Source organism: Helicobacter brantae, from assembly GCF_003364205.1.
Lineage (GTDB): Bacteria > Campylobacterota > Campylobacteria > Campylobacterales > Helicobacteraceae > Helicobacter_G > Helicobacter_G brantae.
In genome coordinates this window covers 19355-42927 of record NZ_NXLV01000013.1, presented here as the reverse complement: position 1 = coordinate 42927, position 23573 = coordinate 19355, and the positions used below count along the sequence as shown (strand labels likewise).

Annotated in this window: 24 protein-coding genes and 1 pseudogene; 19 read left to right on the top strand and 6 right to left on the bottom strand. The window is 39.6% G+C overall.

The window, feature by feature from the left end:
* Positions 1–125: 125 nt before the first annotated feature.
* Positions 126–422, bottom strand: a complete 297-nt coding sequence (locus CQA58_RS06645) for a cupin domain-containing protein (RefSeq protein ID WP_115569941.1) — start codon at positions 420–422, stop codon at positions 126–128.
* Between the two features lie 47 nt (positions 423–469).
* Here CQA58_RS06645 and pyrC point away from each other — a divergent pair, with 47 nt between their 5' ends.
* From pyrC to CQA58_RS06615, 6 genes are all read left to right on the top strand, one after another.
* A complete protein-coding gene (gene pyrC / locus CQA58_RS06640; RefSeq protein ID WP_115569940.1) occupies positions 470–1489 on the top strand; it encodes a dihydroorotase in 1020 nt (339 codons plus the stop codon).
* Between the two features lie 180 nt (positions 1490–1669).
* On the top strand, positions 1670–2728 hold the full coding sequence (locus tag CQA58_RS06635) for a type II asparaginase (RefSeq protein WP_211305721.1): 1059 nt from the start codon (positions 1670–1672) through the stop codon (positions 2726–2728).
* Between the two features lie 88 nt (positions 2729–2816).
* A complete protein-coding gene (locus tag CQA58_RS06630) occupies positions 2817–3392 on the top strand; it encodes a Crp/Fnr family transcriptional regulator (RefSeq protein ID WP_115569939.1) in 576 nt (191 codons plus the stop codon).
* A gap of 100 nt (positions 3393–3492) precedes the next feature.
* Positions 3493–4158, top strand: coding sequence for an endonuclease (locus CQA58_RS06625; RefSeq protein ID WP_115569938.1), 666 nt, complete (start codon positions 3493–3495; stop codon positions 4156–4158).
* Between the two features lie 71 nt (positions 4159–4229).
* Complete coding sequence (locus CQA58_RS06620; protein WP_245942794.1) at positions 4230–4886, top strand: DNA-methyltransferase; 657 nt, start codon at positions 4230–4232, stop codon at positions 4884–4886.
* 77 nt (positions 4887–4963) lie between these two features.
* Positions 4964–5992: a lipid A deacylase LpxR family protein gene (locus tag CQA58_RS06615; RefSeq protein WP_170126761.1), complete on the top strand. Its 1029-nt coding sequence runs from the start codon at positions 4964–4966 to the stop codon at positions 5990–5992.
* Positions 5993–6012: 20 nt separating this feature from the next.
* Here the strand turns inward: CQA58_RS06615 and tpx are convergent, their stop codons facing one another.
* On the bottom strand, positions 6013–6507 hold the full coding sequence (tpx, locus tag CQA58_RS06610; protein WP_115569935.1) for a thiol peroxidase: 495 nt from the start codon (positions 6505–6507) through the stop codon (positions 6013–6015).
* A gap of 120 nt (positions 6508–6627) precedes the next feature.
* On the opposite strand from tpx, the gene CQA58_RS06605 reads away from it, so the two are divergent.
* The 6 genes from CQA58_RS06605 (at position 6628) to CQA58_RS06580 (ending at position 10514) form a co-directional block, all read left to right on the top strand.
* Positions 6628–6840 (top strand): alkylphosphonate utilization protein, encoded by a 213-nt coding sequence (locus CQA58_RS06605; RefSeq protein ID WP_115569934.1) that lies wholly within the window; start codon positions 6628–6630, stop codon positions 6838–6840.
* A 14-nt stretch (positions 6841–6854) separates the two neighbouring features.
* A complete protein-coding gene (locus tag CQA58_RS06600; protein WP_170126760.1) occupies positions 6855–7517 on the top strand; it encodes a uroporphyrinogen-III synthase in 663 nt (220 codons plus the stop codon).
* Positions 7518–7599: 82 nt separating this feature from the next.
* The gene (locus CQA58_RS06595) at positions 7600–8442 is read left to right on the top strand and encodes a peptidylprolyl isomerase (protein WP_170126759.1); all 843 of its coding nucleotides are present in this window, start codon (positions 7600–7602) and stop codon (positions 8440–8442) included.
* A 21-nt stretch (positions 8443–8463) separates the two neighbouring features.
* A complete protein-coding gene (locus CQA58_RS06590; protein WP_115569931.1) occupies positions 8464–9387 on the top strand; it encodes a class II fructose-bisphosphate aldolase in 924 nt (307 codons plus the stop codon).
* Between the two features lie 15 nt (positions 9388–9402).
* On the top strand, positions 9403–9966 hold the full coding sequence (gene efp, locus CQA58_RS06585) for an elongation factor P (RefSeq protein ID WP_115569930.1): 564 nt from the start codon (positions 9403–9405) through the stop codon (positions 9964–9966).
* Positions 9966–10514 carry a DJ-1 family glyoxalase III gene (locus CQA58_RS06580; protein WP_115569929.1) on the top strand — a complete coding sequence of 183 codons (549 nt, stop codon included), beginning with the start codon at positions 9966–9968 and terminating at the stop codon, positions 10512–10514. The genes efp and CQA58_RS06580 overlap by 1 nt, the downstream gene beginning before the upstream one ends.
* Before the next feature lie 183 nt (positions 10515–10697).
* Here the strand turns inward: CQA58_RS06580 and gatB are convergent, their stop codons facing one another.
* The 3 genes from gatB to CQA58_RS06565 all read right to left on the bottom strand — a co-directional run bounded on the left by gatB (position 10698) and on the right by CQA58_RS06565 (position 14752).
* Positions 10698–12119: an Asp-tRNA(Asn)/Glu-tRNA(Gln) amidotransferase subunit GatB gene (gatB, locus tag CQA58_RS06575; protein ID WP_115569928.1), complete on the bottom strand. Its 1422-nt coding sequence runs from the start codon at positions 12117–12119 to the stop codon at positions 10698–10700.
* 641 nt (positions 12120–12760) lie between these two features.
* A complete protein-coding gene (locus CQA58_RS06570; protein ID WP_115569927.1) occupies positions 12761–14266 on the bottom strand; it encodes an OmpP1/FadL family transporter in 1506 nt (501 codons plus the stop codon).
* Positions 14267–14308: 42 nt separating this feature from the next.
* Entirely contained in the window at positions 14309–14752 is a 444-nt protein-coding gene (locus tag CQA58_RS06565) for a GatB/YqeY domain-containing protein (RefSeq protein ID WP_115569926.1), read from the bottom strand.
* 74 nt (positions 14753–14826) lie between these two features.
* Between CQA58_RS06565 and flgH the strand changes: the two genes are divergently transcribed.
* The 4 genes from flgH to pseI are packed head-to-tail and all read left to right on the top strand — an operon-like array spanning position 14827 to position 18475.
* A complete protein-coding gene (gene flgH / locus CQA58_RS06560) occupies positions 14827–15543 on the top strand; it encodes a flagellar basal body L-ring protein FlgH (protein WP_115569943.1) in 717 nt (238 codons plus the stop codon).
* Positions 15527–16207, top strand: coding sequence for a pseudaminic acid cytidylyltransferase (gene pseF, locus CQA58_RS06555; protein WP_115569925.1), 681 nt, complete (start codon positions 15527–15529; stop codon positions 16205–16207). The genes flgH and pseF overlap by 17 nt, the downstream gene beginning before the upstream one ends.
* The gene (locus tag CQA58_RS06550; RefSeq protein WP_115569924.1) at positions 16197–17477 is read left to right on the top strand and encodes a GNAT family N-acetyltransferase; all 1281 of its coding nucleotides are present in this window, start codon (positions 16197–16199) and stop codon (positions 17475–17477) included. Before pseF ends, CQA58_RS06550 begins: the two co-directional genes overlap by 11 nt.
* Complete coding sequence (gene pseI / locus CQA58_RS06545) at positions 17474–18475, top strand: pseudaminic acid synthase (protein ID WP_115569923.1); 1002 nt, start codon at positions 17474–17476, stop codon at positions 18473–18475. Before CQA58_RS06550 ends, pseI begins: the two co-directional genes overlap by 4 nt.
* A gap of 75 nt (positions 18476–18550) precedes the next feature.
* Here the strand turns inward: pseI and fur are convergent, their stop codons facing one another.
* Positions 18551–19000, bottom strand: coding sequence for a ferric iron uptake transcriptional regulator (gene fur / locus CQA58_RS06540; protein ID WP_115569922.1), 450 nt, complete (start codon positions 18998–19000; stop codon positions 18551–18553).
* Between the two features lie 95 nt (positions 19001–19095).
* Between fur and CQA58_RS06535 the strand changes: the two genes are divergently transcribed.
* From CQA58_RS06535 to CQA58_RS06525, 3 genes and pseudogenes are all read left to right on the top strand, one after another.
* Positions 19096–20184 carry an aminotransferase class I/II-fold pyridoxal phosphate-dependent enzyme gene (locus tag CQA58_RS06535; RefSeq protein WP_115569921.1) on the top strand — a complete coding sequence of 363 codons (1089 nt, stop codon included), beginning with the start codon at positions 19096–19098 and terminating at the stop codon, positions 20182–20184.
* A 14-nt stretch (positions 20185–20198) separates the two neighbouring features.
* Positions 20199–22221 (top strand): annotated as a pseudogene (locus tag CQA58_RS06530) (penicillin-binding protein 1A).
* A gap of 95 nt (positions 22222–22316) precedes the next feature.
* Positions 22317–23531, top strand: coding sequence for a hypothetical protein (locus tag CQA58_RS06525; protein ID WP_115569919.1), 1215 nt, complete (start codon positions 22317–22319; stop codon positions 23529–23531).
* The last annotated feature ends 42 nt before the right edge of the window (positions 23532–23573 follow it).

The window sequence follows — 23573 nt, the reverse complement described above, 5'->3', positions numbered from 1 at the left end:
AGTTCAATCTTGGAGCAAGATATAGTTTCTAGGATATGAGGATAGAGAAAGGGTGGGATAAAAAAAGGGGTGGGAAATAAAATGAGGGAAAGAGGGGTGGAGAGATGAGGAAAATCCCCCTCTCTCTATCGATACAAACTTAGTCTTACAATAGAGTTGCTAAGGGCTTCAAGGCTATGAACCACCCCTTGCTCTAAGAAAATGCTATCAAGCTCATTCATCTCAAAAAACTCTCCCCCTACTCCAAACCTAATCTTTCCGCTTAGCACCTGCACTCCGATTTGTTTGGGTGCTTTGTGATCTTCTAGCTTCCCACCTTGAGCCAAAGTGATTTTTATCTCTTTGCTCCCCTCATACTCAAACATCACTTCAATCGTTTTCTCTTGGCTAAAATCAGCCTCATTCCATTTTTTGATTTGCATTAAATCTCCTTATTTTATAATTTGCCAAAACCAAGAAGGACTAAGCGATGCAAATCACTCTAAAAAATCCCCTAGATATGCACCTCCACTTAAGAGAGGGCGATACTTTGGCGTGTGTTTTTCCTTTTAGCTTCACTTCTTTTGCTGGAGGAGTTGTGATGCCAAATCTCTCCACCCCTATCACCTCCACAGCACTTGCTATGGATTATCAAGAGAAGCTTTATGCCCTTAGCAAAGAATTTGAAGCAAAAGTGGCTCTTTATATCACACCAAATTTAAACAAACAAGAATTATTACAAGCAAAAGAGAAGGGAGTAAAAATCCTCAAGCTCTACCCCAAAGGCTCTACAACCAATAGCCAAAATGGAGTAAGTGAGATTTTGGACAAAAGCACACTAGAGATTTTTTCCATTGCTCAAGAGCTAGGATTTATCCTCTCAATCCACGCTGAGAGTGGAGGGTATAGCCTTGATAGGGAATTTGAGTTTTTAGAAATCATCAAAGAGATTGCAATCAATTTTCCCACTCTCAAAATCATCATTGAGCATTTAAGCGATAGGCGAAGCATTGAGGTATTGGAGAGATACTCTAATGTCTTTGCCACCCTCACACTTCATCACATCACGCTCTGCCTTGATGATTTGCTTGGAGGGGGATTAAATCCTCATCTCTTCTGCAAACCTATTTTGAAAAGCCCCAAAGACAGAGACGCCCTGCTCTCCTTAGCTCTTGAATCTCATCCAAAGGTTTGCTTTGGCTCTGATAGTGCCCCTCATCTGCTTAGCAAAAAACTCACTTCTCCTGCAAGTGCTGGGATTTTTTCAGCTCCTTTTTTGCTAGAGCAACTCTGCACCCTCTTTGAATCACACAACAAGCTTGAAAATCTCCAAAGCTTTATAAGTGATAATGCGATTAAAAACTATGAACTCAATCTTCAATCAAACAAAATCATCACTCTTCACACATCTCCTTGCACTATCCCCTCCTCTATCCCTATGGGCAAAGAGTGCATTGTCCCCCTAAATGCAGGAAAAACCCTGCCTTGGAGCATTTCTCTTCACTCCTAGTGGTGAAGAGTGCTTTACAAAAAGAAACAAAATCTCTCCTCTTCTCCAAAAAATGGGAATAAGAACTTTTCTTTAGAAAAACTTTTGAATAAAAATCAATTTTTGTCATCTTTTGTCAATTTTTTAAAGATTAGATACAAGATAGCCTAAATATTGGGCAAGAAAACACAAGGAGAAAAAATGAATAGGTTTTTAAGAGCAGTTGCCATTGTTTGTATGGCTAGTTTTTTGAGTGCTGGAGATAAGCCTGTGGTTTATATTTTAGCAACAGGTGGGACGATTGCTGGAGCTTCAAGCTCTTCTACGGCTTCTTCTTATGATGCAGGTAAAGTGCTGATTGAAACAATACTACAAGCCCTCCCCAAAGATGAAGTCGCAAAGTATGCAACTCTCAAAAGTGAGCAAGTTTTGCAAAAAGGAAGTCAAAATCTCACACCAAGTGATTGGCTAAAAATCTCAAAGCGTGTCAATGAACTTCTCAAAGACAAGAATATTGATGCAATTGTCATCACACATGGGACAGATACGATTGAGGAGAGTGCAATGTTTTTGCAACTCACTACAAAAAGTGATAAGCCTGTGGTGCTTGTAGGTGCGATGCGTCCTTCCACTTCGCTTAGTGCTGATGGTCCAAAAAACCTCTTTGATGCCATTGTCCTAGCAAGTTCTCCTCTCTCTAAAGGCAAAGGAGTGCTACTCACTTTTAATGGCAATATCCTCAGTGCCTCTGATGTTACAAAAAGCTCTCCTGTGCATATTGATGCATTCAAACCTGCAAATATTGGCTATCTAGGTTATATGTGGAATAACACTCCTTATTTTCTAAGAGATAACTTGCAAAGACATACCACCCAAAGCCAATTTGATATCTCCAACACCTCCTCACTCCCCCAAGTAGAAATCCTCTATGGATATGCAGGGAGCAGTGCAAAAGCAGTAGAAGATGCAGTCAAAAATGGAGCTAAAGGGATTGTATATGCAGGAGTGGGAAATGGAAACTTCAATGATGAAGTGCAAAAAGCACTAATCAAAGCAAGTCAGAGTGGGGTAAAAGTAGTGCGAACCTCAAGAATCATCTATGGACCCACACCTCAATGGGGAGAGGTTGATGATGAAAAATATGGATTTATCACATCTTGGTGGCACACTCCTCAAGCTACAAGAATTATTTTAATGCTTGGATTAAATGCTGGGATTACAGATAGCAAAGAGCTTCAAAAACTAATGCTCTCTTACTAAACCCCTTTATTCTAGTGATAGGGTTTCTCCCTATCATTTATCTTAAAAATTTTTGCTACAATCTCCAAAAATCTTTGGAAAATTAACAATGCAAGAATATTTTCAAGAAAAAGACTTACTTTATTTTACTTATCCCAAAGGCAAACGCCTCTTTGTCAATCAAGAGATATGTGAGGGAGTAATGTGTCTTTTGAGTGGGAAAATCCGAGTCTTTAGCACTTCTTACAATCACAAAGAAATCACACTTTTTTTCTTAGAGCTAGGAGAGTTTTGTGTGCTATCAGCCTCTTGTGTTTTGCCAAGTTTTGAGCTTGACATCACACTAGAAGTCCAAGAAAAAAGTCAAATCGCACTCCTGCCTAGTCAAAAAGTCAAAGCTCTCTCTAAAGAAAATACACGATTTGCTCTCAAAGTCAATGAAATCATCAACAAACGCCTATCTCAAACTCTTCAAGTCCTCACTAGTGTGGCTTTCACTCCACTTCAACAAAGGATCAAAGACTTCTTGCTTCAATCTCATCAAGAAGTGCTATATATCACTCATAAGGAATTAGCCAATCATCTAGGAAGTGCAAGAGAGGCAATCAGCAAAACCCTAAAGGAGATGAAGCAAAGGGGCGAAATAGATTTGCAAAGAGGAAAAATCATTATCAAAAACCTCTAGCAACACTTCAATAAAAATTTTTATCCAAATTTTTCTCAATTTTTATCAAAAAATTAATTATAGTTCTAAGTTTATTTTTATCCCCTATGAAGGCAAAGCAATGCGTATTTTTATCTTTTTTCTTTTTACACTCTCACTCTACTCTCAACCCTCTTTTTCCCAATCCAAGAAACTCCTTAAAGAAATTTACTCTGACAATCAATATACTTTTTATTGCAATACTCCTTATGTCTATGTAGGCAAAAATGCGATTTTGCAAAATGATGGGAGCTATACTCCAAGAAATCCCACCACCAAAAAAGGCAAACCCAACTTACGCACACAGCGAATTGAATGGGAACATATTATGCCTGCACAAAATTTTGGCAAACATCTGCCTTGCTGGAGAGAAGGTGGAAGAAAAGCGTGTCAAAAAGACCCTACTTTTACAAAAATGGAAGCTGATATGCATAATCTTGTCCCAAGCATTGGAGAAATCAATGGCGATAGAAGCAACTATCGATACGCCCAAGCAGGAAAAGAAGTCCCATTCAATCAATATGGCAAATGCAGATTTTATGTGGATTTCAAAAACAAAAGGGCTTATCCACGAGATGAGATAAAGGGCGATATTGCAAGAGCATATCTATATATGAGCAAAACCTACAATATCCCTCTAAGCTCTCAGGAGAGGAAACTTATGGAGGCGTGGGACAAACTAGATCCCATCAGCGAATGGGAAAAAGAAAAAAATCGCAGGATTGAGCAAATCAAGAACAAGCTCTAAAATGCAAAAACAACCATTTTTCTCTGTATTTTTTATAAAATCTCTTTGATATTTTGTCTTTAGGAGAATCTTTGCAAACCCTACTCAATCGCCCTCTTAGTATCTGTGGCTTAAAACTTCTCTCTCAGATTCCCCCTCAAAGCATCTCCCTTGCTTTCTTTGATCCCCAATATCGTGGGGTGCTAGATAAGATGAAATACGGCAATGAGGGAGAGAGGCAGAGGGGAAGAAGTGAGCTTTTTCAAATGAGCGAAGAGATGATAGGCGAGTTTATAGCCAAACTTCATCAAGTGCTAAAACCTAGCTCTTATTTAATGCTTTGGATTGATAAGTTTCATTTGTGTGAGGGAGTGCAAAAATGGCTAGAGAACACGACATTTCAAAGTGTAGATCTCATCACTTGGGATAAGGGAAAAATGGGAATGGGTTATCGCACAAGGCGACAAAGTGAGTATTTGCTTATCTTACAAAAAAAACCTATCAAAGCCAAAGGCACTTGGAATCTCCACAATATCCGCGATGTGTGGAGTGAGAAACTCTCAAGTGAGGAGCTAAAGACTCACCCCCACTCCAAACCCAAAGGACTGCAAAAAGCTCTAATCCTTTCTTGCACAAAAGAGGGAGATATTGTGCTAGATCCTGCAAGTGGAAGCTTTAGCGTGTTTGAGTGTTGCAAAGAGCTTGGAAGAAACTTTATTGGAACAAACCTAGAGAGCCAAGAGCAATGAGAGTTCAGAGGATTTTTAGCATTTTATTAGTATGAGTGCTAAAAAATCTTTGAATATCCCAAAATATAGGAGGAATGATGAAAAAAATATTTTTTATTGCATTGATTACAAAGCTCTCTTTATCTGCCCTAGAATCCCTCACTCCACCCCAATACACAAAAGAAGAAATCACGCCCCAGCCCTCTTCGCTCCCACTTTACAAAAAACACTATATTGGAGCAATAAGCCAAAATGACGCATATTTTGACTCAGTGATTGATCGCTACTACACAGCAGGACAAGGAATCCTTTATAGCTCTCCTGAGGGAGAATATGGACTGCTTGATAAAATTGGCTTGATTAAGGGCAATACCTCATTTTCTGTGGCAATCAACCAAAGCATTTATACCCCCATAGATAAGTTTGCTCTTGCTCCTGAAATCGGAGACCACCCATATGCAGGGTATCTCAATCTTGGTTTTGCACTTCATCACAGAACTCAAAACACTCTTGAAACTCTAGGGGTAAGAGTGGGAGTGAGTGGGAAATATGCCTATGGCAAAGAAGCACAAAATGGGATTCATTCCCTTATGGGACTTAGACTTTCAAATGGCTGGGATACGCAAGTGGGAGATGAGATTATCCTCAATCTCTCTTATGAACTAGCCTATCGCTACTTTTTTTTGGAGAGTGAATACTTTGATATTGATGTGATTCCCTCTCTTGAACTTGCTTTTGGAAATGCCAATGTCTTTGCCAAGCTTGGAGGAATGTTTCGTGCAGGATATAACCTCAAAACCACCTTTCTCCCTCAAGGGATTGCAGGGGAGAATTGGGGTTTTTCTAGTGGTAGAGTGTATGGCGATGGGCTAGGAATCTATGGCTTTGTGGGAATGTATGGCTCTTATGTAGGGCATAATCTTTTTATAGAAGGCAATGTCTTTGGCAAAAGCCCTTATCCTATCAGCACACAACTCTCTCCTTTTGTAGGCTCTGTTGTGGGGGGATTTTCTATCGTTTCAGGGATTATGAGCTTTACCTACCAAGTGATTTATACAAGTAAAGAGTTCAAAGCTCAAGATGGAGCTCACGGGGTGGGAAGTTTTGCGTTTGCGTGTAGCTTTTAGCCCACAAGGGGCTAAGAGGATTAAAACAAGTCCATTACAGCCTTATAGTTTGGCTCATTTGTAATCTCTGGCACGATTTCTTGATAGATAACCTTTCCTTCAGGATCTAGGACAATCACACCACGAGCAAGAAGTCCTCTTAATGCACTATCATCAATAAGCACACCATATTTTTTACCAAATTCTTTAGCTCTGAAATCACTTGCTACAACTAGGTTTTCAATCCCCTCTGTTGAGCAAAATCTTCCTTGAGCAAAGGGCAAATCCATACTGATGACAAACACTTGAGCATTGGGAAGTTTAGAAGCTTCAGTATTGAACTTTTTAGTTTGCATTGCACAAACACCTGTATCAAGACTAGGAACAAAATTGATGATTTGATACTTGCCACTTGCTCCACCGATTTTAACTTCGCTTAAATCTTTGCTAGGGAGTGTAACCTCAGGTGCAATCTCTCCGATTTGTAAAACTTTTCCTGCTAAAGTCACAGGAGTTCCTTGAAAGGTAGGTTTCATTATATTTTCCTTTTGTTTTAAGATAAGAATTTATTGTCTAAAAAAGACTCCAAAAATGTATCAAAAAGAATCAAATTTGAGGTAAATTTTCATCTTAAATATTTTCTATAAGGAGAAAAAATGAGCGTAAAAGATAGTAATGGGAATGAACTTAGTGCTGGAGATAGCGTGCAAGTCATCAAAGATTTGAAAGTCAAAGGTTGTTCTGCTACTCTAAAGCGTGGGACAATCATCAAAAACATTCGCCTCACCAACAAAGACGATGAGATTGAAGGAAAGGCTGACAAAGCAGGAGTAGTCGTGCTAAAAACCTGCTTTCTCAAAAAAGTTTAGCTAGGAGTGGGGCTTTGCGTGAAATCATCGTGGTGGGATATCAAAACTATGATTTTGCCAAAAGCCTAGTAGTGGGGGAAATCATTTATGAAGATTTTTGCCTTGATTTAAGAGGATTTGAAGCATTAATCTTCACTTCCAAAAACGCTATCCTTTCCTTAGAGGAAAATGCCAAAAAACACTCCCAAATGCAAGAGTGGAAGCAAAAACCAAGCTATGTGATAGGTAGGGGAAGTGCAAAGGTTTTGCAAAATCTTGGAGGCAATCTTGCCTATATCTCGCCAAACTCTCACGGCAAAGAGTTTGCAACCCTTTTGCAACATACACTTAGTCCCCAAACCTCACTGCTCTATCTTAGAGCCAAAAACATTATCTCAAATCTTGATGAGACTCTAAAAAATGCAGGATTCTCTATCCACTCTCAAATTGCTTATCACTCTAGCCCACTATCACTCAAAAACTCACAAAAACCCCCTAAAAATAGCATTTTACTCTTCACTTCCCCTAGTGCTTATGCTTATTTTTTGCAAAATTTTCAATGGGATAGTAGCTATCTGGCTGTTGGGATTGGGAAAAGCACTTTTGAGAGTTTTGAGAGTGGGATAAAAAAGGAAATTTCCCCCATTCAAGAGATAGAAAAAAGCATAAAACTTCTTCAAAGTCGTCTTGGTGTTTAAATATTGACTTTTTGTGTAGTAAAATAAAAACTTCTATGTATCTTTAAGCAAGATGCAAATTTCAACACCAAAGGACACTAGAATGAAAAAGATTCTAATTAGCTCAATTCTTGCAGGAATGATGTGTGCCACTATGGCAACTGCTGAGGTTTTTGCAACGGTTGATGGACAAAAGATTACAGAAAAAGATATGGATTTCTTCAAGCAAGTTATCCCTGGATTTAGCTATGACAAGCTTTCAAAACAAGACAAAGAAGCTGTAATCAATCAATTGATTGAAAGAAAACTTGCTCTCATTGCTGCTACAAAAGACAAAATTGAAAAAGACAAAGAATACAAAGAAGCTCTTAGTATCCTCAAAACTAATCTAGCGATTGATTTGTGGATTAAGCAACAACAAGAGAAATTTTCTAAGAGCATTAAAGTAACTCAAGAAGATGCAAAGAAATTCTATGATTCAAACAAGAATCTATTTATCGATCAACAAGCTCAAGTACGACAAATCGTTGTGAAAACAAAAGAAGAGGCTGATAAAATCCTAGCAGATCTCAAAGGCAAAAAAGGCGATGCACTTCAAAAACTATTTATTGATCTTGCAAACAAATACTCTATTGACGCAGGAACACAAAAAAGCCAAAATGGTGGAGATCTAGGCACAGTTAATCGCAATCAAATGTTGCCACAATTCACTGAAGCTGTTTTTGGACTAGCTCCACAAACTTACACAACAACTCCTATCCAAACTGAAGCTGGATACCACATCGTTTTCCTCCAAAGCAAAACTGAGGCAAAGACAGTGCCTTTTGATCAAGCAGAAAGTGCTATCCAAAACAACCTCAAAGCCCAAATGGTTGAGATGAAGATTAGAGAAACAATGAAGCAGATGAGAGAGAAAGCAAAGGTAAAAATCGAGCCTATCAAGTAATCTTTGAAGCAAGGAGAGAGAATGCTTGTTTGTGGAAATGATATTTTAATCCCTGCAAGTGAGCAGGGATATGGCGTAGGTGCGTTTAACTTTGTCAATTTGGAAATGTTAAAAAGCATTTTTGAATCTGCAGATGAAGTTTCCTCTCCTTTGATTGTCCAAGCAAGTGAGGGGGCAATCAAGTATATGGGACTTGATATTTGCGTCTCACTGACAAAAGCATTTGCTCAAAAATACCCTCATATCCCCGTAGCACTCCACCTAGATCACGGCACAAGCTTTGAGAGTTGCAAAAACGCTATTGATGCAGGTTTTACTTCTGTAATGATTGATGCTTCTCATCATTGTTTTGAAGAAAATTTGAAGATGACTCAAGAGGTTGTGCAATACGCTCATCGCTTTGGCGTGAGTGTAGAAGCAGAGCTTGGAAGGCTTATGGGGATTGAGGATAATATTTTAGTCGATGAAAAAGATGCAACTTTGGTTAATCCCAAAGAAGCTGAAATCTTTGTCAAAGAAAGTGGGGTGGATTTTCTTGCCCCTGCAATTGGGACAAGTCATGGAGCTTTTAAGTTCAAAGGAGAGCCAAAGCTTGATTTTGAGCGATTGAGTGAAGTGAAAAAACTGACAAAAATCCCTCTAGTTTTGCACGGAGCAAGTGCAATCCCTGATAGCGTCAGAGAGAGCTTCCTCTCTAGTGGAGGAGATCTCAAGGGAAGCAAGGGAGTGCCTTTTGAGTTTTTGCAAGAGGCAATTAGGGGAGGAATCAATAAAATCAATACCGATACTGATTTGCGAATTGCATTTATTGCAGAAGTGAGAAAGGTGGCAAATGCAAACAATAGCGAATTTGATTTGCGTAAATTTTTCACTCCTGCAATGCAGGCTGTAAAAGAAGTAATCAAAGAGCGAATGCAACTTCTAGGAAGTGCAAACAAAATCTAAAAATAAGGAAAAAATATGGCAATTGGAATGAGTGAACTCAAAAAAGGACTAAAAATTGAGATTGATGGGATTCCCTATCGAATCACAGAATATCAACATGTAAAACCTGGAAAAGGTGCGGCTTTTGTAAGAGCCAAAATCAAGTCATTTCTTGATGGCAAAGTGATTGAGAAGACTTTTCACGCAGGAGATAAGTGTGAAGAGCCAAATTTGCAAGAAAAAAGTATGCAATATCTCTATCACGATGGAGAAAATTTCCAATTTATGGATACAGCTACTTATGAGCAAATTGCACTTACAGATGATCAAGTAGGAGAGGTTGCTAAGTGGATGATTGATGGAATGAGCGTGCAAATCCTTTTCCACAATAACAAAGCAATCTCAGTAGATGTCCCACAAGTAGTTGAGCTAAAAATCATTGAAACTGCTCCAAACTTCAAAGGAGATACTTCAAGTGGTGGTAAAAAACCTGCAACCCTAGAGAGTGGAGCTGTGGTGCAAATCCCTTTCCACGTGCTTGAAAGAGAAGTAATCCGCGTCAATACAGAAACTGGTGAGTATGTAGAGAAAGTCAAGTAATGGCAAAGATTTTACTCCCTCTAGCGTGTGGATTTGAAGAGATTGAGCTAGTAAGCATTGTTGATGTTTTGAGAAGAGGTGGAGTGGAAGTGGTTTTGGCTTCTCTTGACTCTGCTCTCAAAGTCAAAGGGGCTCACAATATCTCAATCATTGCAGATACTTCATTGCAAGAAATTAAGCCCAATGAGTTTGATGCAATCGCATTGCATGGAGGAATGGAGGGGGTGCAAAATATGTTGGCTTCTCCTACACTTTTGCAAATCATCTCAGATCTTGCTTCTTCTCATAAACTCATTGGAGCAATCTGTGCTGCTCCTTTGGTGCTTGATGAATTGCATTTGCTTACAGAAGATTTCTGCTGTTATCCTGAGTGTGAGAAGATGATGAAGCATACCCAAGCTCAAAGGCTAGATTTGCCTTGTAAAACTTCAGATCGTATCATCACAGGCACAGGACCTGCTTTTGCAATCCTTTTTGCTCTTGAAATTTTAAAATCTCTAAAAGGAGAGAGCAAGGCTCAAGAAGTCCAAAAACAGCTTTTGCTCTAAAATTTGCAAAGACTCTTAGAGGGGCTTTGCAATCCCTCTATTTTCTCCTCAAAAGTTTATACTCTTAACCCTCTTAAACCCACACAACCACAATAAGTTTTTTGGATTTAAAAAGAGCATAAAAAGACTTTAGAGCATTAGCACACACCCCCTCCCCCTTCACACCCCTCCCCTCTAAATATTTTAGCCTAATCTTTCTTTTAAGAGCTCATTCACTCTTGCAGGAGAAGCACCTTTGGCACTCTTCATCACTTGCCCTACAAAGAAGCCAAAAAGCTTGTCTTTTCCACTTTTGTATTCTTCTACCTTATCGCCATTAGCACTCAAAACTTCTTCAATAGCACTAATAATCGCCCCATCATCATTGACTTGCTCCAATCCCATAGACACAATCAACTCATCGACATCTCCCCCCTTGTTTTCTACTAGCACCTCTAGGATTTGCTTTCCACTCTTGCCACTGATTTTGCTCTCCTCTACTCTCTTCACTAGAGTTGCTAAGAGTTTGCTGTCAATTCCACAATTTTGAAGTGTTAGCTCCCCTTTGAGTTTCCCTAAAAGCTCAGTATTGAGCCAAGAGGTTGCACCTTTTGGAGAGATTCCAAAGCCTAGCATTTCCTCAAAATATTTGCAAAGCTCCAATGAGCTTACAAGCACTTCGGCATCGCCTTCTTTGATCCCATACTCTTGAATATAGCGTTGCTTTTTCTCATCAGGCAATTCAGGGATTGCTCTCCCCTCTCTCATCAACTCCTCACTGATATACACAGGAAGCAAATCAGGATCTGGGAAATAGCGATAATCAGCTGATTCTTCTTTGCCTCTCATTGAGCGAGTTACACCCTTTGAGGTATCAAATAGTCTAGTTTCTTGCACGACTTCTTTTTCATATACGCCATCTTGCCACGCCTCAATCTGTCGCTCCACCTCATACTCTATGGCTTTGGCGATAAACTTAAAGCTATTGAGGTTTTTTATCTCCACTCTTGTATAGAGTTTGCTATCTCCTTTGGGACGGATAGAAACATTGGCATCACATCGGAAACTTCCTTCTTGCATATTGGCATCAGAAATCTCAATAAATCTCACAATTGAGTGAAGCTTTTTGAGATATGCCACAGCCTCATCAGCACTTCTCATATCCGGCTCACTGACAATCTCAAGCAATGGGGTGCAAGCACGATTGAGATCAACCTTTGAAACCTCTCCCTCATGGATATTTTTCCCTGCATCTTCTTCTAAATGAGCTCGTGTGATTCCAATGACTTTCTTCTCTCCATTGACCTCAATCTCAAGGCTACCTCTCCCCACGATTGGCACTTCAAATTGACTGATTTGATAGGCTTTGGGAAGATCAGGGTAGAAGTAGTTTTTTCTTGCAAAGATAGAGTTTTGGTTGATTTGTGCATTGATTGCACTTCCAAAAGAAATAGCCTTTTTGACTGCTTCTTTGTTTAGCACAGGTAAAGCCCCTGGTAAGCCTAGACAAGTGGGGCAAACATTGGTATTGGGTGCTTCACCAAAAGAAGTCGCACAAGAGCAGAAGATTTTTGTTTTGGTATTGAGCTGGACATGCACTTCAAGTCCGATAATCGTTTCAAACATCGCTTTTCCTTAATGTGAGAATTTTAAGTGCTATTGTAACGCATTAAATCTTGGAGTATGTGTTTTATTGTAAAGTCTAGGAGTTTTTTAGCTTCTTTGATTGTTTTTGATTTTTTGTTTTTTATTTTCCCAAAGAAAAAGGCTTACCCCTCCTCACTCCCCTCAGCCCAAAAAGAAAGTCTTGCTCCTTTCTTTTTGCCAATAGGGGAGAGCCTCGCTCAATCTTGCTCTTGAGGTTTTGAGGGATAAGGCACTTCTGCCTTATCTAACTTCCTCAAAATCCTCACCACGAGCAAGGCGAGAGAATGGGTGGATAAGATTTGAGAGGGATTGTGGTTTGATTGGGTATTTTTGGCTTTTTTTGTTGTTTTGGTTTTTTTATTCTTTTTTTGATTGCCAAAGAAAAAGGCTTACCCCTCCTCACTCCCCTCAGCCCAAAAAGAAAGTCTTGCTCCTTTCTTTTTGCCAATAGGGGAGAGCCTCGCTCAATCTTGCTCTTGAGGTTTTGAGGGATAAGGCACTTCTGCCTTATCTAACTTCCTCAAAATCCTCACCACAAGCAAGGCGAGAGAATGGGTGGATAGGGTTTGAGAGGGATTGTTTTTAGGGTTTTGAACTAGAGGGGAAAACCCCTCATTGTCTTAAAATCTACAAGCCATTGAGACATTGACAAGCTGAAGTTTGCCAAGTCCATTTTCAGATTGGATATAAGAATCGCGATTATCTTTGAGTGTCATTGAATACGCCGCTCCGACATCAAGAGAGTCATTAAACATTGAATACCTTACACCTACTCCCATCATATAGCCATTGGCATCAGGGATTCCAAACCCATCTTTTGGCACAGGAGTTTCATCATAAGCAAATGAAGCCATAGCTTTGAGTTTTTGAGTCACATCCATTGTAACTCCTACACGATAAGAATTGGTATCTTTCCACCCTCGCCCAATCGCCACAGAATCATAATCTGCCCCACTCATCATATTTTGCATATATGCAGCTCTCTCTTCTTCTGTTTTTCCCATATAACTTACCATACTTCCACTGATATTACTAAATCTTTGGTTTTGGTATTGAAATTCAAACTTATTTCCATAGCTCCAAAAGTTTCTCTCATACACTGCTTCAATCAAAAATCTTCCCAATCTTTGAGCGATTCCTACTTGAAACACAGGAGGAACATCAGTAGAGAGGATTAAATCTGCATCCATTTGAGCTTTTACCAAAGGATTGTCTTTGTTTCCTGTTGTAGCTATGGCACTCAATTCTCCTTTGAAATCAATATGCAAGGGAGAGCGATAAGTAGCCGAGATTGTCAAACTATCTGTCCAAAAGGCTAAAGGCTTTACACTCAAAGCCACATTGTAGCCAAAGCCCACTCCATTGGTAGAGGAAACTTGATCCACTGCTGTTGTTCCCGAGGTTGCAATTATTGCCGATCCCACTTGTTGCTTTGCTGTATATGGAACATAAAGAGAATTATTAAAATCTCCTTGTCCATACATAATCCTTCCCCCCACTCCTATCCCTAGCCAATTTCCCACCTTAAAAGAAATGCTAGGATTGACTTCTACCATTGCAATAAAGCTATAATCTAGAAAATCTCCCCCTCTTCCATCCCAATCCATTGTCATTCCTGAAGGTGCAGTTACTGCAAGTCCGACATTGAATCCTCCCCAAAATGTAGGACTTTTATAAAAGACTTCAGGATAGACAAAATTTGTAGGATTGGCGTGTCCTTTGGCTGAAGTTTCTCCGGCAGAAATATCTGAAGGTCCAAGCAGTGCAACTCCAGAACACACAGCAAGTGCGGCAAGCCTATCCCAAAAACTAGCATTTGGTTTTACACTACATTGAATTTGTGTTCCCTGATCTCTTCCAATTTGATTTTTTATCTTTGTAAAATCTGTGGTGAAATCAAATGCAGGGACATGAATCCAAGTCGTAGAAATCTCTAACTCGTGCTTATCAGAAAACTTTCCAAACCCCATATTTGCAGGATTATAAAATGAGCTATCTGCTCCATTAGCCCCTGCCACATACGCCGAACTCAAAGCAATAGAGTTCAAACTATGCTCATTGAGTTTGAACCCACCACCAAAGAGCACTCCTCCCACACATAATAATGAAGCGATAAGCTTTTTCATTTGTCTCCTTTGTTGTCTAATTCAAATCTATCTTATAAAACTTTAAGATAGAAGCTCTTTTGCAATCGCACTTATTCTCTTTCCATCAGCGACAGAAGAGAGCTTTTTGCTTGCACCCATTACCTTGCCTAGATCTTTGCTCCCCTCAGCACCTATCTCTGCAATGAGTTTTTTTACAGCTTCTTTCAGCTCTTCATCACTCAACTGCTTTGGAAGATAAGAGAGAATTATATCCATTTCTTGTTTTTCTTTTTGTGCTAAATCATCTCTTGTTGCATTAAGATAAGCTTCAAGTGCATCTTCTCTTTGCTTATAAGCACTTTTCAAAATTCCAATCACATCTTCATCACTTAGCACAATTCGCTTATCTACCTCCACTTGCTTTAAAGCAGAATTAAGCAATCTCAAAGTATCTCTTTTGAAAGTCTCACCACTTTTCATTGCTTCTTTTAAATCTTGTGCCATTCTTTCTTTGATTTGGCTCATTGTCTTTTCTCCTCATTTTGGAATAAATCTTGCTTCTCTCCCCTCCAACAACACATTTGAAAGGAATCAAAGCTGTGAAAAGGATTTATTTTACACTATTATCACTATCTTTGGGATTATCTATCCATATACTTAATGCCCAAGAACCCAAAATCGATCTTGCTCCACCTGAGTATGTAGAAGAGATGCCTGAGAAAGAATTTATCCCTGAATTTAGCAAAGCAGGAAGTCTGTTTGGACAAGGAGATCGCCCACTCTTTGCTGATAGAAGAGCAATGAAACCTGATGATTTAATCACAGTAATTATTGATGAAAGCTCCACTTCATCATTTAATACTACAAAAACCTACAATGGAAGCTCAGGAGGGAATGTAACCCCTCCACTCCTAGCTTATAATGGAAGTGATGAGGATCAAAAAAAGGCAGTAGAATATCTCAATAACCAAGCCAACTACACACTCCAAAAAGGCAACAATACCTCAAATTTTCAAGGTGGAGGGAATCAAAGCACCACCCAAACCACTACCCTCACCCTCACAGCAAGAGTCATCAAAGTGCTTGAAAATGGCAATTACTTTATCTATGGCAACAAAGAAATCCTAGTCGATGGAGAAAAGCAGATTATGAGGATTAGTGGCGTGATTCGCCCCTATGATATTTCAAGAGAAAACACCATTGCTTCCAAATACATTGCAGATGCCAAGATTGAATATGCTACCAAAGGCTCAATCGCCCAAACCACTAAGCAAAAGCCCACTATTCAAAAAATCGAAGATGACTACCCATTCTAATTTGTTTTGCATTATCCCCGCTCGTGGGGGGAGCAAAAGAATCCCCCAAAAAAATATCAAACCTTTTTTAGGCAAACCTCTTATTGCCTACTCAATCCTCTGTGCCAAAAGTGTGGGGGCTGAGGTGATTGTCAGCACAGATTGTGAGGAGATTGCCAAGATTGCAAAGGAGTATGGAGCTAATGTGCCATTTAAAAGAGATGAGCGATTAAGTGATGATTTTACCCCTACACTTGAGGTGATAGCAGATTGCATAGAGAAATGCTCTCTCCCCCCTCACTCTACTATCATCACGCTCTATCCCACTGCCCCACTCCTCTCTCCTCAAACCCTCCAAAATGCCCTCACACTTCAAAGCTCTAGCTATGTTTTCTCTGCCACACGATTTGATTTCACTCCCTTTAGAGGCTTTAAGCTTGAGGGAGATAAACTCTGTATGCTCTATCCAGAACATCTCAATACTCGCTCTCAAGACTTACCCACACTCTATCACGATGCAGGGCAATTCTATATCGCCCTAGCTCAAACCTTTAGCGATAAGCTCCCTATCTTCTCTCCACAAAGCACTCCCTATATCCTCCCCTCACTTTGTGTGCAAGATATTGACACGCTAGAGGATTTCGCACTAGCAGAGCTAAAATACAAGGTGCTTTATGAGAGTTGATCTCTTTTGTGAGAGTGGGGAGAGATATGGACTAGGACATTTGAGGAGATGTGAGAATCTATTTTTGCACCTCAAAGCTATTTTTCCTACAATCCCCCTCACTCCTAGCTTTCACTCCAGCTTCTCTCTCCCACCCTATCCTCTTGAGATTGTAATCATTGATAGCTATATTACACCCAAAGAGTTTTATGAGAGTATTGAGTGCCAAATCTTAATCTGTCTTGATGATTTTTTTCGTATCCCCTACCCCAAACACGCCACAATCCTCTCCCCCACTTTGGGAGCAAAAAGTCATAAAAATCGCTATGGTGGAGAGGGATATGTCATCTTAAATCCTCTTTTTCTCACTCCCCCCAAAGTCCCCACACAAAAGGGCAGAATCTTAGTCAATCTTGGAGGAAGTCGCCAAGATAGGCTTCTTGATATTCTCACTTCCACACTCAAAGGAGATATCCATATCATCAACCCCTATTATAAAAGCTCAAAGTTTCCCACCTACTCTTCTCTTGCCCCTAGTGAGATTTGCACTCTCATTGATAGCTCAGAGATTATCATCACTGCTGGTGGTGGAGGACTCAATGAAGCCCTCTCTCGTGGCAAAAAAATCATCGCTCTACTTTTGGCTGATAATCAACTCTCTCAACTCACCCACGCTCACTCCCTCCCCTCTCTCCTTACAATCTTCTCCCTCAAAAATCTCACTTGCAAACTCACCCACTCCCTCTCCCTCTTATACTCTCTCCCCACCCCCTCCCCCAAAGCGTTGGGATATAGGCTTGATAAACTCCTCTACAAACTTCTCTTGCCCTTGCTCTCTCCTAGCAATGCTCTGCATTTCTCACTCCTTAGCCACACCCAAAAACTTGAGGTATTAAAACTAAGGAATCAAAAAGAAGTGAGGGAAAACTCACTCAATCCTAAAATCATCAGCACAAAAGAGCATTTTGATTTTATCGCCTCACTCACTTTCTCCCAATTTTTTTGGGCTTTTTTTGAAGATGAGCGATGTTGTGGAGAGATTGTCGCTGTGGGAAGTTTGCAGATTGAAGGAGAGAGGGCAAAAATGGGGATTTATAAAAATATGAAATACAAAGGCGTGGGAGAAAAGATATTGCACTCATTATATGAGAGTGCCAAAAAACTATCTGTAAGCACCATAGAGATTGAGGTTTTAAGACACAATAGCAAGGCTTTACATCTCTATAAAAAGAGTCGATTTAGCACAAAATCCCAAAATGAGAAAAGTTTAATTATGGAGAAAAACCTATGAGTCCCCTTATCGTTGCTGAGCTAAGTGCCAATCATAATCAAGACTTCAGCCTTGCCCTAGAGAGTATCAAAGTCGCCAAAGAGATTGGAGCAGATGCTATCAAAATCCAAACCTACACCCCCTCTTGTCTAACTCTAGATTCTCAAAATGAGGATTTTCTTATCAAAGAAGGACTATGGAAAGGGGAAAATCTATACTCTCTTTATGCCAAAGCCTACACTCCATTTGAGTGGCATAAACCCCTCTTTGAATACGCCAAAGAGATAGGAATCACGCTTTTTAGCACCCCTTTTAGTTTGGAGGGATTGGAGCTTTTGGAGAGTTTGGGGTGTCCGATGTATAAAGTTGCAAGTTTTGAGCTAACCTATCTTGATCTCATCAAACACATTGCCTCCACAAACAAACCTATCATTCTTTCAAGTGGAATGGCGACAGATGAGGAGATAGGAGAGGCGATTAGGGTGTGCAGAAGTGTGGGAAATGAAGATATTACCTTGCTTAAATGCACTTCTTCTTATCCCACACCCTTAGATGAAGCACATTTGAGCGTGATGAAGACTTTTGAGAGCAAATGGGGGGTAAAAGTGGGATTAAGTGATCATACACAAGGCTTTTTAGCCCCTGTGATTGCCACAAGTTTGGGAGCTAGTATGATAGAGAAGCATTTTATCATCGACAAATCTCTAGGAGGGGTAGATAGTGCTTTTAGCCTAGACAAAATAGAGTTTGAAGAGATGATAAAATATGTGAGAAATACTGCCCTAGCTTTGGGAGATGAGGATTATCAAAATAGCATAGAGGATAAAAAAAGAGAATTTTCAAGAAGTATTTTTGCAAGCAAAGCCATTAAAAAAGGAGAGGTATTTAGCCTAGAAAATCTTACAATCAAACGCCCCAATAAAGGGCTTCACCCTAGATTTCTTAATAATGTGCTTGGCAAGAGAGCGACAAGAGATTTGGATTTTGCCACACCATTAAAAAATGGGGACTTTGAATAGTTTTTGTGGATTGTTTGGTTATATTTTTCATAACTCCACAAAGAGAAAATATAGCCCACCCCATTTTATAATCTATCACTTCCTAATACAATTCTTACACTTGACAAAGAGCTTCATATCGTGACTGATGAGTTTTGCTCCATATTTTTTGGCCACTTCATCTTGCAGACGCTCAATCTCATCATCAACAAACTCTATAATCTCTCCACACTCCAAGCAAATGATATGATCGTGATGAGATTTTGAAGCAATCTCATAGCGTTTGCCACTTCTATCGGTTTTTAGCCCACAAATAAACTGCTCTTGCTCTAGAAAGCTCAAAATCCGATACACAGATGAAAGACTTGCATTTTTGTCTGTCATCTTGATTTGAGTAGCGACCTCTTCAGGGCTTAGGTGTGTGCCACTTTTGTATAACACAGCCAAGACTTCCTCTCTTTGTTTGGAATTCTTAAGCCCCTTTTCTTTGAGATTTTTTCTCAAACGCCCCAAAATTGACTCTAAAGTTTCTAAACGATTTTCCATTCTTTCCTACTCTTTATAAAACATTTAAAAACATTGTAGCAAATATCCCATTATAATTACATTTTTGAGAAATTTTCTACCCTAAAGGAGAGCTAATGCCTTATGCCAAAGAATTAGCGATTATGCAAAAAAAGGGTATTGTCAGAAGCAAAAAACTGCACTCTCCCTCCCTGCTTGATTATGCTTCAAATGATTATTTGGGGCTTTCCACTCACACACCCCTCCTCAATCACGCCATAAAAAAGCTCAAATCCTATCCCTATCACTCCCCAATCTCTTCACTAGCAGTCAATGGGTATCATCAGATTCACTATGAGTTTGAAGAGTTTTTGAAATCCTATTTTGGTTTCCCTGAGGCTACACTTTTTGGAAGTGGATTTTTGGCAAATGTCGCCCTTTTTGAAACTTTGGTGAGAAAGGGAGATGTGATTTTTGTCGATGAGCTTTATCACGCAAGTGGCAGACTTCCTGCAAAACTTTTGGGGGAGAGGGCAGTGTTTTTCTCTCACAATAACCCCCAAGATCTAAGAGAGAAGATAAACAAAACCCCTATCAAAGGCAGGGCTTTGATAGCTATTGAGGGGGCATATTCAATGGATGGGGATATAGGGGGAGAAGAGTTTGAGAGTATTGCTAGAGAATTTGGAGCATTGCTTATCGTCGATGAGGCTCATAGTAGTGGGGTTTTGGGAGAAAATCTCAAAGGGTATTTTGATTTTTATCATATCACACCCAAAGATTATCATATCAAAATGGGGACTTTAAGCAAGGCTTATGGAAGCTATGGAGCATTTGTCTTGGGAGAGAAAAGCGTGATTGACTTTCTTTTTACCAAAGCCAAAAGCTCTATCTATACCACAGCTCCTAGCCTTTTTGATATTGCTTTGGCTCATTGCAATCTTATATATATCCTCACCCACACCCCTACTCTAGCCCACAAACTCAAAGCTCAAAAACAAGCCCTCTCTCCCCTGCTTCACACAGATTCTCAACTTGCAATCCTGCCCTTCTCCTCTCAAGAGAGAATGCTAGAAGTAAGCAAAGAGCTAGAGAAGGAGGGCTTTTTGGTAGGCTCTATTCGCAAACCCACAGCTCAAACTCCACGCTTACGCATAAGCCTAAATATCAAAAACCCAAAATTCCAAACTCAAAAATTATGTAAAATACTTCAAAAAATACTCTAAGGATAATTCAAATAATGTTTAGCAAGATTAAAAACTCCATTCTCATTGCTCTCATTCTCATCTCTTTGGTTGTTTGTGCGTATATGGTGCGAATCTTTTTCACACTTTCAGAAAATTTGGAGAAAATCACAAACTATCAGCCCAATATCGCTACTCAAATTTTTGATAGAAAAGGAAGATTGATTGCCAATGTGTTTGATAAAGAGTTGCGATTTTATACCTCTTTTGATGAGATACCTCCAAGAATGATAGAAGCACTCCTAGCTGTGGAAGATACGCTATTTTTCGAGCATAGTGGGATAAATTTTGATGCGATTTCTAGAGCGATGATAAAAAACCTCATTGCTAGAAAATATCTTGAAGGAGGAAGCACCCTCACCCAACAGCTTGTCAAAAACATTGCCCTCACACGAGATAAAACCCTTGATAGAAAGCTCAAAGAAGCCTTGCTTTCTTTCCAAGTCGAACAAGCTTTGAGCAAAGAGGAGATATTGGAGAGATATTTTAATGAAACCTTTTTTGGACACGGCTATTATGGGATCAAATCTGCCTCTCTTGGATATTTCAAAAAACCTCTCAAATCCCTATCACTCAAAGAAATTGCAATGCTAGTAGGACTTCCTAGAGCTCCAAGCTTTTATGATCCTACACGCAATTTAGAGTTTTCTCTAAGTAGAGCAAACAATATTTTAGAGCGAATGAGAAATCTAGGGTGGATTTCTCAAGAAGAATACCTCTCAAGCATTGCTGAAGTGCCAAAGGTGTATTCTCAAAGCCTCACCCAAAACAAAGCCCCCTATGTGGTTGATGAAGTGCTAAGACAACTTAGCTACATTCCTGATCTCAAAACCAATGGCTACAAAATCTATCTCAATATCGATCTAGACTATCAGCAAATCGCACAAGAGGCGATTATCTATGGACGCCAAAGAGTGCTAGATAGAATCAACGATCGACAAAAAACTCCAAAAGAGATAAGCAATGAGCCTCAAGAAGATACACTCAATGGTGCAATGGTAGTTACAGAGAGCAAAAGTGGAAAGATTTTGGCACTTGTAGGAGGAGTGAATCACTCTCAAAGCTCCTTTAATCGTGCCACTCAAGCCAAAAGACAAATGGGAAGCTCTATTAAGCCTTTCATCTATCAAATCGCCTTTGACAATGGCTATGCTCCTGCAAGTCAAGTGCCTGATGTGGCAAGGAGTTTTAATAGAACTTTTGATAAGCAATCCACTCGCCAAAGTGAGAATCAAGATGTAGAAAATATGGACGAAGAGGAGTATTGGCGACCCAAGAATTTTACAAAGAGCTTCAGTGGAGTTGTAACACTCAAAACTGCCCTTACAAAATCCCTTAACCTCGCCACTATCAATCTTGTAGAGCTTATAGGTTTTGATAAAATGTATAATGATATTGAAAGATTGGGATTTGAGAATATCCCCAAAGATATGTCAGTGATTCTTGGAAGTCTTAGTCTTAGTCCATTAGATGCTGCAAGAGAGTATTCTATCTTTAGCAATCAAGGCACACTTGTTTATCCCTATCTTATCAATCGCATTGTCGATAAAGAAGGCAATAGCACACAATTTGAAAAAGAAGAAGAGCCAATCACTAGCAAAGAACAAGCATTCCTTACCACAAGTATTCTCCAAGATGTAATCAACAAAGGAACAGGACGCCAAGCCAAAGTCAAAGGCATTGCCCTAGCAGGAAAAACAGGGACAAGTAATGACAATATTGATGCGTGGTTTTGTGGATACTCTCCTAGCATTCAAGTGATTGTTTGGTATGGTAGAGATGATAACTCTCCTATTGGCAAACACGAGAGCGGCGGGGTTGTCGCCCCTGCTCCATTTGCTTACTTTTTTACCAATCTCTTAAAGATTGAACCAGGGCTGAAGAGAGAGTTTGAAATCCCCAAAGGAGTGTATAAGCAAAATATCAAGGGAGAAACCTACTACTACACCAATATCTCTAACCCCAACAATTCTGATAAACTTGAAAATATTCAGCAAAAACCTATTTTTTAGCCTATAAATTTTGAGAGAATCCTCTCAAAATTTCACTATAATGCACCCCTTAATTTCACTACCCAAAGGAGTAAAAATGAAACAGACATTTAAAACTCTTCTATGGGGGGGGGGGTTATTGCAACTTCTCTCCTAGCCCAAGAGAGTAATTTGCAAGATTTGAGTAACCCCTCAAATCAAGAACAAAAAAGCTTTATTGAGCGTATGAAAGAAAAGGAGCTAGAACTTCAAGTCCCTAGAGAAACGGTGCCAGTTACAGAGAGCAGATACCCTATCAAAACACCTATACCCAAGACAGCTCACTATCTCCCCTTTCTTCAAACCCTGCTAAATATCAAAGAAGGGACACTTCCCAACCCTCTTGGTATCTCAATCATAGGGAGCTACACCACAGAAACTTATAGAGTGAAAAAATTTAGTGGTGAAATGGGAGTGGGAATTGGGGATAAAATCGGAGGTTTATTTGAGAAAATTCCTTCAAGCTTTAATGTCCCTGTCAAACTCCCTATTTTAGGACAAACCAATATTGCCATTCCACTTTTTGGCACTCTTGGTGTCATCTCAAAAACGCCAAGAGATCAATTCATTGCAGATCTCAAAACTCAAATCAATAACGCCTTTGGCACAGGAGAGAAAGAGTGGAAGCTTTCAGAAGGCACGGTTAGCACAAAAACTTCAGCAATTGGTGCAAAGGTTGATACTTGGCTTTTTCCTTTTATGAATCTCTTTATGAGTGCAACCTATGTGCATATGGAGCAAGAAACGCGTGTGGGAAGTGCAACAATCCCCCTAGATTCGCCTATCACTATCAATCTTGATGGGACAGCTTTTGGCAATAATCCCAAAACAATTACACTCAATGAAATCACTTTCCCCATAGGTTCAGTCAAAAATACCCTAGATGGGTTTGCAGTGATGGGAGGGACAAATCTTGCCATTGGTTATAAAAGCTTTTTTGCTTCTTGTATGATTGGTGGAGGCTATGTGCAACTTGATGATTGGCAAAATGATGTCAAAGGATTTGTGCAAAAACCTTTTATGTATATTGCACCAAGAATCGGATATACCTATGAGGGAGTTTTTACACTTCATACAGGAGTGCAAAAAATCAAGCTTTTTAGCTCCACTAAAGGCAAGGATTTGAGTGCTTCAAGTGGAGGGTTAGTAAAAGGATATTCAGTAGAAGTAGATAAATTCCCTATCAATTTTTTGGCAGGGGCTCAATTTATGCCAATGCGAGATTTTGGAATCTCACTTGAATATGTAGGAAGCCCTGATACAAGTGGTATCAACGCCGAGATTGCCTATCGCTTCTAATCCCTCTTTGAGGGAGTATGGGGGTATTGTCATCAATCTAGG

Bases quoted from the DNA above. Each gene is read 5' to 3' on its own strand.
- CQA58_RS06645 (WP_115569941.1), bottom strand. From the start codon at position 422: ATGCAAATCAAAAAATGGAATGAGGCTGATTTTAGCCAAGAGAAAACG.
- pyrC (WP_115569940.1), top strand. From the start codon at position 470: ATGCAAATCACTCTAAAAAATCCCCTAGATATGCACCTCCACTTAAGA.
- CQA58_RS06635 (WP_211305721.1), top strand. From the start codon at position 1,670: ATGAATAGGTTTTTAAGAGCAGTTGCCATTGTTTGTATGGCTAGTTTT.
- CQA58_RS06630 (WP_115569939.1), top strand. From the start codon at position 2,817: ATGCAAGAATATTTTCAAGAAAAAGACTTACTTTATTTTACTTATCCC.
- CQA58_RS06625 (WP_115569938.1), top strand. From the start codon at position 3,493: ATGCGTATTTTTATCTTTTTTCTTTTTACACTCTCACTCTACTCTCAA.
- CQA58_RS06615 (WP_170126761.1), top strand. From the start codon at position 4,964: ATGAAAAAAATATTTTTTATTGCATTGATTACAAAGCTCTCTTTATCT.
- tpx (WP_115569935.1), bottom strand. From the start codon at position 6,507: ATGAAACCTACCTTTCAAGGAACTCCTGTGACTTTAGCAGGAAAAGTT.
- CQA58_RS06605 (WP_115569934.1), top strand. From the start codon at position 6,628: ATGAGCGTAAAAGATAGTAATGGGAATGAACTTAGTGCTGGAGATAGC.
- CQA58_RS06595 (WP_170126759.1), top strand. From the start codon at position 7,600: ATGAAAAAGATTCTAATTAGCTCAATTCTTGCAGGAATGATGTGTGCC.
- CQA58_RS06590 (WP_115569931.1), top strand. From the start codon at position 8,464: ATGCTTGTTTGTGGAAATGATATTTTAATCCCTGCAAGTGAGCAGGGA.
- efp (WP_115569930.1), top strand. From the start codon at position 9,403: ATGGCAATTGGAATGAGTGAACTCAAAAAAGGACTAAAAATTGAGATT.
- CQA58_RS06580 (WP_115569929.1), top strand. From the start codon at position 9,966: ATGGCAAAGATTTTACTCCCTCTAGCGTGTGGATTTGAAGAGATTGAG.
- gatB (WP_115569928.1), bottom strand. From the start codon at position 12,119: ATGTTTGAAACGATTATCGGACTTGAAGTGCATGTCCAGCTCAATACC.
- CQA58_RS06570 (WP_115569927.1), bottom strand. From the start codon at position 14,266: ATGAAAAAGCTTATCGCTTCATTATTATGTGTGGGAGGAGTGCTCTTT.
- CQA58_RS06565 (WP_115569926.1), bottom strand. From the start codon at position 14,752: ATGAGCCAAATCAAAGAAAGAATGGCACAAGATTTAAAAGAAGCAATG.
- pseF (WP_115569925.1), top strand. From the start codon at position 15,527: ATGACTACCCATTCTAATTTGTTTTGCATTATCCCCGCTCGTGGGGGG.
- CQA58_RS06550 (WP_115569924.1), top strand. From the start codon at position 16,197: ATGAGAGTTGATCTCTTTTGTGAGAGTGGGGAGAGATATGGACTAGGA.
- pseI (WP_115569923.1), top strand. From the start codon at position 17,474: ATGAGTCCCCTTATCGTTGCTGAGCTAAGTGCCAATCATAATCAAGAC.
- fur (WP_115569922.1), bottom strand. From the start codon at position 19,000: ATGGAAAATCGTTTAGAAACTTTAGAGTCAATTTTGGGGCGTTTGAGA.
- CQA58_RS06535 (WP_115569921.1), top strand. From the start codon at position 19,096: ATGCCTTATGCCAAAGAATTAGCGATTATGCAAAAAAAGGGTATTGTC.
- CQA58_RS06525 (WP_115569919.1), top strand. From the start codon at position 22,317: ATGGGGGGGGGGGTTATTGCAACTTCTCTCCTAGCCCAAGAGAGTAAT.